General features: G+C 69.4%; 13 protein-coding genes. 5 read left to right on the top strand and 8 right to left on the bottom strand.

What is annotated here, in order from left to right:
• Positions 1-69: 69 nt before the first annotated feature.
• Positions 70-498: a DUF6157 family protein gene (locus AC1DMN_RS09545; protein WP_477230374.1), complete on the top strand. Its 429-nt coding sequence runs from the start codon at positions 70-72 to the stop codon at positions 496-498.
• A gap of 19 nt (positions 499-517) precedes the next feature.
• Here AC1DMN_RS09545 and AC1DMN_RS09550 read toward each other — a convergent pair whose 3' ends face one another.
• From AC1DMN_RS09550 to AC1DMN_RS09560, 3 genes are all read right to left on the bottom strand, one after another.
• Positions 518-700, bottom strand: a complete 183-nt coding sequence (locus tag AC1DMN_RS09550; RefSeq protein ID WP_477230373.1) for a PspC domain-containing protein — start codon at positions 698-700, stop codon at positions 518-520.
• Positions 701-850: 150 nt separating this feature from the next.
• Positions 851-1,492: an NADPH-dependent F420 reductase gene (locus tag AC1DMN_RS09555; protein ID WP_477230372.1), complete on the bottom strand. Its 642-nt coding sequence runs from the start codon at positions 1,490-1,492 to the stop codon at positions 851-853.
• A 120-nt stretch (positions 1,493-1,612) separates the two neighbouring features.
• Entirely contained in the window at positions 1,613-3,349 is a 1,737-nt protein-coding gene (locus tag AC1DMN_RS09560) for an ABC-F family ATP-binding cassette domain-containing protein (RefSeq protein ID WP_477230371.1), read from the bottom strand.
• A gap of 364 nt (positions 3,350-3,713) precedes the next feature.
• Here AC1DMN_RS09560 and AC1DMN_RS09565 point away from each other — a divergent pair, with 364 nt between their 5' ends.
• Positions 3,714-3,989: a hypothetical protein gene (locus tag AC1DMN_RS09565; RefSeq protein WP_440734933.1), complete on the top strand. Its 276-nt coding sequence runs from the start codon at positions 3,714-3,716 to the stop codon at positions 3,987-3,989.
• Here AC1DMN_RS09565 and AC1DMN_RS09570 read toward each other — a convergent pair.
• Positions 3,944-4,630: an alpha/beta hydrolase gene (locus AC1DMN_RS09570; RefSeq protein ID WP_477384156.1), complete on the bottom strand. Its 687-nt coding sequence runs from the start codon at positions 4,628-4,630 to the stop codon at positions 3,944-3,946. The two genes, AC1DMN_RS09565 and AC1DMN_RS09570, sit on opposite strands and share 46 nt — an antisense overlap.
• A gap of 105 nt (positions 4,631-4,735) precedes the next feature.
• Here AC1DMN_RS09570 and AC1DMN_RS09575 point away from each other — a divergent pair, with 105 nt between their 5' ends.
• The gene (locus tag AC1DMN_RS09575; RefSeq protein WP_440734935.1) at positions 4,736-5,359 is read left to right on the top strand and encodes an NUDIX hydrolase family protein; all 624 of its coding nucleotides are present in this window, start codon (positions 4,736-4,738) and stop codon (positions 5,357-5,359) included.
• 42 nt (positions 5,360-5,401) lie between these two features.
• Here the strand turns inward: AC1DMN_RS09575 and AC1DMN_RS09580 are convergent, their stop codons facing one another.
• On the bottom strand, positions 5,402-6,469 hold the full coding sequence (locus AC1DMN_RS09580) for a threonine aldolase family protein (RefSeq protein WP_441975692.1): 1,068 nt from the start codon (positions 6,467-6,469) through the stop codon (positions 5,402-5,404).
• A gap of 121 nt (positions 6,470-6,590) precedes the next feature.
• Between AC1DMN_RS09580 and AC1DMN_RS09585 the strand changes: the two genes are divergently transcribed.
• Positions 6,591-7,301, top strand: coding sequence for a TMEM175 family protein (locus AC1DMN_RS09585; RefSeq protein WP_477230370.1), 711 nt, complete (start codon positions 6,591-6,593; stop codon positions 7,299-7,301).
• Positions 7,302-7,364: 63 nt separating this feature from the next.
• Here the strand turns inward: AC1DMN_RS09585 and AC1DMN_RS09590 are convergent, their stop codons facing one another.
• Positions 7,365-8,054 (bottom strand): SDR family NAD(P)-dependent oxidoreductase, encoded by a 690-nt coding sequence (locus AC1DMN_RS09590; RefSeq protein WP_477384158.1) that lies wholly within the window; start codon positions 8,052-8,054, stop codon positions 7,365-7,367.
• A 207-nt stretch (positions 8,055-8,261) separates the two neighbouring features.
• A complete protein-coding gene (locus tag AC1DMN_RS09595) occupies positions 8,262-9,692 on the bottom strand; it encodes a DUF6421 family protein (RefSeq protein ID WP_477230368.1) in 1,431 nt (476 codons plus the stop codon).
• A gap of 72 nt (positions 9,693-9,764) precedes the next feature.
• On the opposite strand from AC1DMN_RS09595, the gene AC1DMN_RS09600 reads away from it, so the two are divergent.
• Complete coding sequence (locus AC1DMN_RS09600) at positions 9,765-10,223, top strand: Lrp/AsnC family transcriptional regulator (RefSeq protein ID WP_440734941.1); 459 nt, start codon at positions 9,765-9,767, stop codon at positions 10,221-10,223.
• An 89-nt stretch (positions 10,224-10,312) separates the two neighbouring features.
• Here AC1DMN_RS09600 and AC1DMN_RS09605 read toward each other — a convergent pair whose 3' ends face one another.
• Positions 10,313-10,615 (bottom strand): hypothetical protein, encoded by a 303-nt coding sequence (locus AC1DMN_RS09605; RefSeq protein WP_441975696.1) that lies wholly within the window; start codon positions 10,613-10,615, stop codon positions 10,313-10,315.
• Positions 10,616-10,898: the final 283 nt, after the last annotated feature.

The following is a 10,898-nucleotide window of genomic DNA, read 5'->3' on the forward strand; positions in this document are numbered from 1 at the left end:
GGCGCAACGACGGGGGATCTGACGCGGATCTCCAAGCCCGGCGCCACCGGCGGATGCGAGCATGGATGCATGGCCGAGCACACGACGAACTACATCAGCACGTTCATCGAGGTGGCCGAGGATTGTCCCGTGGAGCACGCACAGGAGCCGCCAGCGGGCCCTTCGACGAGCCCAGCGACCGTCCCCACGATCGCCGCGCTGCACTACCGGATGATCGCGGAGCACCCTTTCGAGCGCACCTCCGATGACGTCATCTTCTCCACGTGGGCGCTGCGCCGGGGCCTCGATCCGGATGACAGCGGGGCGCGGGAGGAGTTCTTCGCGAAGGGGCAGGCCTGCCTGCGCGCCTCGCCGTTGGGCAAGCGCTACGGCTGGGGCGTGCTCAGCGACGCGGAGGGACGGGTCGCTCTGGTGCCGCGGGAGTCGGAGGAGTACGCCCTGCTCGCGGCGGACCCGGCGCTCGGGCACACCCGGGCGATGCGGTCGAGGCGCGCCTGAATCGCAGGAGCCGGGGAGGTCACTTCTCCTTCGGGATGAGGATCCACAGCACGATGTAGACCCACAGCGGAAGGCCCGCGAACACCATCAGCAGGATCGCGAGCAGACGCACGAGGAGGACGGGCCAGCCGAACCGGTGCGCGAGAGCGGCGCAGACGCCGGCGATGATGCGGCCCTTGCGAGGGCGGACGAGGGTGCTCATGCCCTCATCCTGCCCCCGTGCCCTGGACGCCCGCTGGATCCACGTCTGGTTTCGAAGCGCGCAAATGGCCGCATTTCGAGGTGAAATCGAGCCATTTGCGCGCTTCGAAACGAGGTCACCGATCAGGAGCCACGCCGAGCCGCCGGCGCGTCAGGGCAGGCGGTTCGCGATGGCGAGGTTGGCGCGCAGCTCCTCGGCGTTCTGCCGCGTGACGTAGGCGGGACGGTCGCGTTCGAGGCGCCACGACTCGCTCAGCGGGCCGGCGCTCACGGTGTCGAACCCGAGCCGGTCGTAGAGGTCGGTCACGAACGCGATCGCGTCATCGTCGTCACTCGCCGTGCCGAGAGCGCGCCGATCTGGTGAGCCGGCCGGAGCTCCGGTCGTCAGGATCTCGGCGGCCCGGATCTGGTTGAACGCCTTCACGACCTTCGAGTCGGGAAGGTGGTCCTGCAGGAGCTGCGACGTGGTGGTCTCGCCGCGGTCGAGGGCCTCGATGTGCCCGTCCCGCTCGAAGTAGTAGTTGTTCGTGTCGAGCACGATCTTCCCGGCGAGCGGCGCCACGGGAATATCGTTCACCGCCTTCAACGGGACGGTGACCACCGCGATGTCTGCGGCCTCGGCGGCTCCGGTCGCGGTGGATGCCGTGACGCGCGGCCCGAGTCGCGTCACGAGCGCGTCGAGGGTCTCCGGACCGCGCGAGTTCGCGATCACGATGTCGTAGCCGAGACCCGCCAAAGCCTCTGCGACGGCGCTGCCGATGTGTCCTGCTCCGATGATTCCGATTGTCGTCATGACGAGCGCAACAGCGGGATCAGGCGGCCGCATTCCCGATGTGTCGGAGATGGTTTCACGAGGCGCACCCGACCGGCCTCGAGGGATCCGGCCGTGTGCGCCTCGCACCGGGCCGCGCCGTCAGGTTCCGAGCGCGACTTCCGTGAGCGAGCCTTCGGCGTCGAGCTCGAGCGTCAGATCCAGGTCCAGGCGCCGCAGGAACGCGTCGTCGTGGCTCACGATCAGCACCGCCCCACGGTACGCGCGCAGCGCCTGCACGACCTGGTCGACGGTGTCGAGGTCCAGGTTGTTCGTCGGCTCGTCCAGCACCACGAGGTGCGGTGCGGGGTCGGCCAGCAGCAGCGTCGCCAGGGCGACTCGGAAGCGCTCCCCGCCGGACAGTGCGCCGACCTGACGGTCCATGGCCGCGCCACGGATCAGGAACCGGGCCAGCCGGTTGCGCAGCTCCTTCTCGGGGATCTCCGGGGCGCGCTCGGCGACGTTCTCCACGACGGTCGCGGTCTCGTCGAGCCCGTCCATCCGCTGCGGCAGGTATCCGATGCGGTCCGTGTGCGCGACGCAATTCAGGCTGGATTCCGTGGATCCGCGGAAATCCGCGGTTTCATCCGCTGAATCGGCAATCGAACCTGAATTCGGAACGGGCATCGGATCCGCGACCGGGACGGTGGTCCAGCCTGAGCTCGGCGCGCCGTCGTCCGAAGCCTTGCGGGCGCCGTCGACGAGCCGCCGCAGCAGCGTGGTCTTGCCGACCCCGTTTCGTCCGATCAGCGCCACCCGCTCCGGGCCCTGGATCGTCCAGGACCGCTCGGCGTCTCCGATCGTCGCGATACGCCGGCTCCGGGAGACGCCCGGATCCGGCAGCTCGATCTTCATCGTGGCGTCGTCGCGGATCCGCCGTCCGGCCTCGTCGAGCGCGGCGCGGGCCGAGCCCTCCTTCTCGGCGACCTCGGTGCGGAGCTTGCCGGCCGAGACCTGTGCCGCCATCTTCCGGCCGTTCATGACGATCTTCGGTTCGCGCTTCTCCTCGAAGGCCTTCTTCGCCATCTGGGATCGGGTCGCGAGCTTCAGCTCGGCCTCGATGCGCTGCCGCTTCTCCTTCTTGAAGGCCTGCTTGGCGTCCCTCTCGGCCTGCCGGGCGGAGTCCTGCTCGGTGTCCAGCCACGCGCGCCACTGCGAGTACGGACCGCCGAACACGCTGAGTTCGCGCCCGTACAGCTCCGCGGTGTCGTCCATGAACTCGAGCAGCCCGACATCGTGGCTGACCACGATGAGCGTGCCGCGCCAGGAGCGCACCATCTCGCCGAGCCGCGCCCGCGCGTCGCGATCGAGGTTGTTGGTCGGCTCGTCGAGCAGGGTGATCGGGGCTCGCCGTGCGCGGATCCCGGCGATCGCGACGAGCACCGCCTCGCCGCCGGAGAGCTCGCCGACGGTTCGGTCGAGGAAGGACGGATCCAGGCCCGCTTCGGCCAGGGCCGCGGCGGCGCGGGCCTCCACGTCCCAGTCGTCGCCGACCTCGTCGAACCGGTCGGGGTCGACGTCGCCGGCCGCGATGGCGCGCACGGCGTTGAGCGCACGGGCGACGCCCAGCAGCTCGGCGACGCGTGCGTGCGTGTCGAGCGTAAGGCGCTGCGGCAGGTACGCCACGTCGCCGTTCGCGCTGATGTGGCCGGACGTCGGCGTGAGCTCTCCCGCGATGAGGCGGAGCAGCGTCGACTTTCCTGATCCGTTGCGTCCGACGAGTCCGGTGCGGCCCGCACCGAAGGCGCCGGAGACGGCGTCGAGCGCCGTGGATCCGTCGGGCCAGGTGAAGGTGACGCGGTCGAGCACGACCGCGGAGGAGGTGGTGAGCAATGACATGGGCGGCTCCCTGAAGATGTTCGGGTGCGCTGATGCCGGACCGGTTCGTGAGCCCGTCGAGGGGCGGGACCGTCGCAGAAGGACGGATCCGGAGGACCGGAGATGCCTGTGCCGAGAAGTGCGAGGGCAGGAAGGAGTGTCGGATCAGCGCGTGGATGGAACGCGGAGGCGACGACTCAGATCAAGGGACTTCCTTACACGGCGGACAGGACCCGGACGACGATACCGGGCCCCCGGGATTCGTGCAACCCGGGCGTGTCGCGAGCATCTAACCGCGTCGATCGAGCCCCGACAGTGGCGGATCCGGATCAGGATCCGTCCTACGGCGGATGCCGGCCCGCCGCAGGAGATCTAGCCTGGAGGCATGGAAGAACAGCGTCCGGCGTCCGGTGAGACGCTCCGCCGTGTGGGGCTCGGTGCCGGGCTCGCGATCGGCATGGGCGTCGGGGTGGCCCTCGGCGTCGCGCTGCACAACATGGGCACCGGGATCGCACTCGGACTCGTGATCGGCGCCGCCGTCATGGTGCTGTTCACCTGGGCGGGCATGCGCATGCAGCGCGAGGAGCAGCGGCGTCGAGCCGGTGAGCAGCCGGATCAGCCCTCCGGCGACTCCGGCGATTCCGGCGCCTCCGGAGTCTGAAGGCTCTCCAGCCAGCCGTCGAGGAACCGGCGCACGTCGGCCAGCTCCTCCTCGGACACGCTGTGCGTGAGACCCGGATACACGCGCCCGGTCAGCTCCGCATGATCCGGCAGCCACTGCGCGGTGTGCACGATGAGGGCGGGCGGGATGACGTCATCCCGCGAGCCGCGCCCCCAGAACATCGGGGTGCGCCGCTCGCGCAGCTCGGCGTCGCCCGGCAGATCCCCGGGGGCCGCGTAGCCGCTGAGGTTCACCACCGCGGCGATCCGCTCCGGATCCTGGCGGGCCGCCTGTAGCGCCACCGATGCGCCCTGCGAGAACCCGAGCAGCGCGATCGACGACGCATCGGCGGCCTCGGCGTCGATCCAGCGCAGCACGGCATCCGCAGCGGCGGTCACGGAGGCCGGGTCGCGTCGCTCCAGTTCGTMGATCGAGTACCAGGACCGTCCGGACATCGGCCACGGTGCGGGCAGCGGTGCGGGCAGCGACGCCACGGTCGCACCCTCGGGCAGGAACGGCACGAGCGAGAACAGGTCGCGCTCATCGGATCCGTACCCGTGCAGCAGCAGGAGCAGTGGCAGCTCCTCGCCCTGTCGCGCCCAGTGCACGGCGCTGCGATCGATCTCCACGGATTCGGCCATGGTTCCATCCTGCCGCAGGCAGCGACAGGGCGGATGCGGCACCCGCCTCGGACGAGAAACCGCGGCAGTCCGACACTCACGGGGAGACGCTGGTAGAAAGAGACCATGGCGGTACGCACACCCGATCCCGATCCGGCCGACGACGACGGTCTCCCCGACGCGCTGTCCGGGCTGTCCGGCGGGCTCGACGGCCTCGGAGCGTCGGGCGGGGCGAATCCCGGCTGGCTGACCGACTTCGAACTCGCCCAGGCGCGTCGCCGCCTGCCGATGCTCTACGTCGAGGCGGTGCCGGTGCGCACCGACGGAGCAGGCGTGGTCACCGACATCGGGATCCTGCTGCGCGCGACACCGCTCGGCGAGATGACCCGCACGATCGTGTCCGGTCGTGTGCGCTACGGCGAGACCGTGCGCGATGCGCTGTTCCGGCACCTGGAGAACGATCTCGGTCCGATGGCGTTCCCGATGCTGCCGCCGTCGCCCGCCCCGTTCACCGTCGCCGAGTACTTCCCGCTCCCCGGTGTGAGCGCGTATCACGACGACCGCCAGCATGCGGTGTCGCTCGCGTTCGTGGTACCCGTGACCGGCACCTGCGAGCCGCGTCAGGACGCGCTCGAGGTGACCTGGTTCAGCCCCGAGGAGGCGGCCAGCGATGCGCTCGCCGCCGAGATGGAGGGCGGCCGCGGCACGCTCATCCGTCAGGCGCTCGCGCACCTCGGCCTGCTGCGCTGAGCGTGCTGCGCTGAGCCGACCGAGGCGCGCGGATCCGGATCCCTACCGGCTGGTCTCCTGCGCGACGAGCGCGACGAGCGCGTCGATGTCGGACTCGGCGGTGTCGAAGCCGCACATCCAGCGCACCTCGTTGCGAGCGGCATCCCAGTCGTAGAACCGAAACGTGTCGCGCAGGCGGTCGGCGACGCCGTCGGGCAGCGTCGCGAAGACGCCGTTCGACTGCGTCTGCTGCGTGAAGCCCACGCCCTGGATGGATCCGTCGGCGATGCCCGCTTCGAGCGAGGAGCGCAGCCGCTGGGCCATCGCGTTGGAGCGGCGGGCGTTGCGCAGCCACAGGTCGCCTTCGAGGAGCGCGATGAGCTGCGCCGACACGAAGCGCATCTTCGAGGCCAGCTGCATGTTGAACTTGCGCGAGTAGACCAGGCCGTCGGCAGCCCCTGGGGTGAGGACGACGATCGCCTCGCCGAGCATCGCGCCGTTCTTGGTGCCGCCGAAGCTCAGCACGTCGACGCCGGCGTCGCGCGTGAAGGCGCGCAGCGGCAGGTCGAGGGCGGCGGCGGCGTTCGAGAGGCGGGCGCCGTCGAGGTGCAGCTTCATGCCGCGCTCGTGCGCATGGTCGGCGAGCGCCCGGATCTCGTCCGCGGTGTAGAGCGTGCCGACCTCGGTGGACTGCGTGATCGAGACGACCAGCGGCTGGGCGCGGTGCTCATCGCCCCAGCCCCAGGCCTCCCGGTCGACGAGCTCGGGCGTGAGCTTGCCGTCCTCGGTGGGCACGGAGAGGATCTTGAAGCCGCCGATGCGCTCCGGCGCCCCGCCCTCGTCGACGTTGATGTGCGCGGTCGACGCCGAGATCACGGCGCCCCAGCGGGGCAGCATCGCCTGCAGGCCGGTCACGTTGGCGCCCGTGCCGTTGAAGACGGGGAAGGCCTCCACGCCCTCGCCGAAGTGCTGCCGGAAGACCTCCTGCAGCCGCTCGGTGTACTGATCCTCGCCGTAGGCGATCTGGTGGCCGTCGTTGGCCTCCACGATCGCCGCGAGCACCTCGGGGTGGATGCCGGAATAGTTGTCGGACGCGAAGCCGCGCAGGGCTGTATCGTGCAGAACGCTCACCGCCCCAGTCTATTCTGCGGCGGTCCGCTCAGGAGGCCGCGGGCCCTCCGCGACGAGGGAGGCAGGCTCGTGGCGGGCGCGGCGCCTTGACCGGATCCGGCGAGTACGGGAGCATGCGGGAGTGAGCCAGCCTGCCGTGGATGCCGAGACGCCGACGCCAGAGGATGAGATCAGGCCGATCCTGTCCGCGGAGCGACTCAAGGCCTTCATCGATGCCGTGGTGGCGATCGCGATGACGCTGTTGATCCTGCCGCTGCTGGAGAGCGTTTCCGAGCTCGCGCGCGAAGGCAAGAGCTCGCTCGAGTTCGTGCAGGAGGAGAACAGCCAGCTTTTCAGCTTCGGTCTGAGCTTCCTCATCATCGCCGTCTTCTGGATGACCCATCATCGTGTTTTCGACCGTGTCGAGAGGGTCACCTCTCCGCTCGTCTGGCTTCAGGTCGGGTGGATGCTCACGATCGTCTGGTTGCCGGTATCGACGGCGCTGCTCGGAGCGATGGATCCCGACACGACGCAGAAGCTGCTGTACATCGGGGCGCTCCTGGCGTCATCGCTGCTCATGCTGGCGACCCGGCTGTATCTGCGCCGCCACCCGGAGCTCCATCGGATCGACCCGGAGTCGCTGCGTCGCGGCATCATCGCCGAGATCGTGACGAGCGCGATGTTCGCGATCGCTCTGCTCATCGCAGTGCTGGTCCCCGCGATCGGCTACGGGGCGATGTTCCTGCTGATGCTCTCGGGGCCCGTTCAGGCGCTCTTCGCCCGCCGGGGCGGCGCGCGGAGGAGCAGCGCTCGGAAGGATCCCATCGCGAAAGAAAGTGCCGCACGCGACTAGCGGGATCCGTGGTCTGGATCCTGGCGGTCTGGATCTGGCGGCCGGATCCGGTGACGGATCCGGTCAGGYCACGTCGATGACGCGGTCGTTCAGCTCCGCCGCATCCTCGGCCCACAGCGCGACGATCCGCGCGGCGACCGCATCGATGACGTCGTCGAGGCCGCGCACGCGAAGCACCACGGCGGCGGCGCGCAGCGGCTGCTCCGCGTCTCGGGCGGACTTGGCGAAGCCCTGCGCGACGGCGCGGGTCCAGGCCTCGCTCGCTGCCTTCACCGCGGCGTAGTTCGCGCCGCCGGCGAGCGGCCGGCCGGCAGCAGTGGAGGAGACGATTGCGAACCGGCCCGCCTCGGAGGCGCGCAGGTCGGCGTCGAACGCGCGGCTCGTCACGCGCACCGCGGTGAAGGCCTGTTCGAGGAAGCGGTAGTCCTCCTCGGTCTGCCCGGCGAGGCCGCCGCCGCCGCGCCAGCCCCCGACCAACGGCACCAGCCCGTCGACGTGTTCCCCGTCGTCCGCGAGGCGTGTGGCGAGCATGGCCACCTCGGCCTCGTTCGTGAGCGAGCACCGCTCGGTACGGATCGAGCCCGCACCGGTCGCCGCGTTCGGATGCGCAGCCGCCGCGAGTGCGTCGAGCTTGCCCTGGTCGCGTCCCACGGCGATCACGCGCGCCCCGGCAGCCAACAGGGCTCGGGCGATGGCTAGGCCCGAGGGGCTGGTGGCCCCGGCAAGAAGAACGGTGCGTCCCATGACGGTCATGTCGTTGCTCCTCTAAGAAGTCGAAGACGAAGCGGATCCGGAATCTCTGCGGATCCGCGCGCCATTGTTGCAGTGCATTCCCCGTCTCGGGGTGCCTCCCGACGAATCGGGGCGCATCTCGCCACAGTTCTGCGGTGAGACGCGCCCCGAATGACGGTCAGACGTCGATGCTGTTGCTGATCAGTGCCGGTTACTGATCAGTGCCGGTTACTGATCGGTGCCGCGGATGCCCACGGTCGACTCGATGACCGGCTTCATCTTCTTGTCGAGCGTCTCGAAGAACATCGACAGCGGGAACTCGTCGTCCAGCACCGCGTCGGTGTAGCCCTTGGGTGCGCCGGCGAGGATCTCGTCGGACAGGCCGCGGGCCCACTGCGAGGCGGGGTGCGGCGTCAGGGTGCCGCGGACCAGCTCGTAGGCGGCGAGCCAGTGGGCGGTCTTCGGACGGTCGATCGAGTGCCAGTACAGGTCGTCGATCGCGTCGCCGAGCGCGACCACGGCGTCCGGCACGTTCTCCCAGTCGAAGGCGAGCGCGGTGTCGGTCCAGTGCAGCACGCCGCGCTGGTGCAGCCAGGCGAACAGCAGCTGTCCGCCGACAGCGTCGTAGTTGCGCGTGCGGGTGCCGGTGATCGCGAAGCGGAAGATGCGGTCGAAGATCACCGCGTACTGCACGAGGTGCGCGTAGTGGTGCATCTCCTGCTCGCTGTCGGTGAGCTGCTCGCCCGCCGCGACGCGCGCGTCGAACGCCCGCTCGATCTTGACCGACTCGCGGAACGCCGTCATGTCGCAGCGCATCTCCTCGAGCGAGTACAGGAAGAACGGCATGCGCTGCTTGATCATGAACGGGTCGAACGGCAGGTCGCCGCGCATGTGCGTGCGGTCGTGGATGATGTCCCACATCACGAACGTCTTCTCGGCGAGTTCCTGGTCGTCGAGCATGGCGGCGGCGCGCTCGGGCAGCTCCAGGTTGGTGATCTCGCTCGCCGCGCGGACCACCCGGCGGTAACGGGCGGCCTCGCGGTCCTGGAAGATCGCGCCCCAGGTGAACGACGGGATCTCGCGCATCGCGACGGTCTCCGGGAAGAGCACCGCGGAGTTCGTGTCGTAGCCGGGGGTGAAGTCGACCAGGCGCAGCGAGACGAACAGCTTGTTGCCGTAGTCGCCGGCCTCGAGGTCGGCGATGAACTCGGGCCAGATGGTCTCGACGATGAGCGCCTCGACGAGGCGGTCGCTCGAGCCGTTCTGGGTGTACATCGGGAACACGACGAGGTGACGGATGCCGTCGACGCGGTGCTGCTGCGGCTGGAACGCCATGAGCGAGTCGAGGAAGTCCGGCACGCCGAAGCCCTCATCGACCCAGCGCTGGAAGTCCTTCACCGAGGCCTCGAGGTACTCGGCGTCGTGCGGGAAGGCGGGGGCGAGCGCGCGGATCCCGGCGACGATCGCGGCGACGTGTGCGCGCGCGGCGTCGTGGTCCTCGGCGTTCGGGACGGAGCCGTCCTTGATCTGCAGAGGGCGGATCGCGATGGCCGCGTCCTTGAGGAGCTTCCACGCGGCGGACTGCTCAGCGGTGGACGCGTCCTCGACGACCTCGGGTTCGCCGATGAGAGCGTTGCTGTGGGTGGAAATGAGGGACATCGGGACCTCCGATCGGGGATAGCGCAGGAAATATTCCTGCGGAACTTCTCTGACTCCGATATTATTCCATGCATGGACGATCCTGTCGACCTCGCTATCCTGGCCGCCATCTCTCAGGACGGGCGCGCCACGCTGGCGCAGCTCTCAGAGACCGTGGGGCTGTCGGTCTCGGCTGTGCAGGCGCGGCTGCGCCGGCTCGAGTCGCGCGGCGTCATCTCGGGTTACCGCCCCGTCATCGACGCCGAGGCGGTGGGAAAGCCGCTGGCGGCGTTCATCGAGATCACCCCGCTCGACCCGGCCCAGCCCGACAATGCGCCGGAGCTGCTCGAGCACCTCGACGCGATCGAGGCCTGCCACTCGATCGCGGGCGACGCGAGCTACATGCTGTTCGCGCGGGTCGCTTCGCCGAGGCACCTCGAGCAGCTGGTGCGTGACATCCGCCTCGCCGCGAACGTCAGCACGAGGACGACCGTCGTACTGCAGACGTTCTATGAGCACCGTCCGGTCGTGCCTGCGCTGACCGAGCGCTGACCTCGGGCATTGCCCCAGGTCAGGTCGCTACGAGAGGGGCCGAATCGTTCCGGTTGTGCGCCCGACGTTCCGTGCGGACTCGACCCGGGTCAGTCGGCGGCTTCCGTGAACGAGACCGACTTACCGGCGGTGCGCGCGTAGTCGATCTCTCTGCGAGTGGACTCGCCGATGTACCCGCCGGGGTTGACGACGAGAACGCGATCGGCCAGATCGATCTTCCGGAGGTGCAGCGCATCCAGCAGCGCTTTCTGCTCGATCGTGATCACCTCGCCTGCCTCTCCCGGTGCGAGGACGATGGCGCCCGCGAACGTCAGCTCGCGGTTCGCCGCACGCATCTCCTCGGCGAATCGGAGGGAACCGCAGATGCAGACGATCTCAGGCCTGTCGGGCATGGGCCAGTCTCCCCTCTGAGCATTCTTACTTGAGGGGCGTCACCGCACGGGGCGTCGCTGCGGGGACGGGAGAGGCTCGGATCCTGACCTTCGCCCTTGCTGCGGTGGCTCAGAACGGTGCGGCTTCATCGGGTGGCGGATCGGGATTCGGATCCGGTTCGTCGATGGTGAAGGTGACGGGTGCGGGTGGTTTGTCGATGTAGGTCGCGCCGCTGGGGCTGGTCCATTCCAGGACGCCCGCGCCTTTTTGTTTCACGGTCCACGCGGTCTGGTGCTTCAGGAC

Source organism: Microbacterium sp. 01T413_2, from assembly GCF_056398985.1.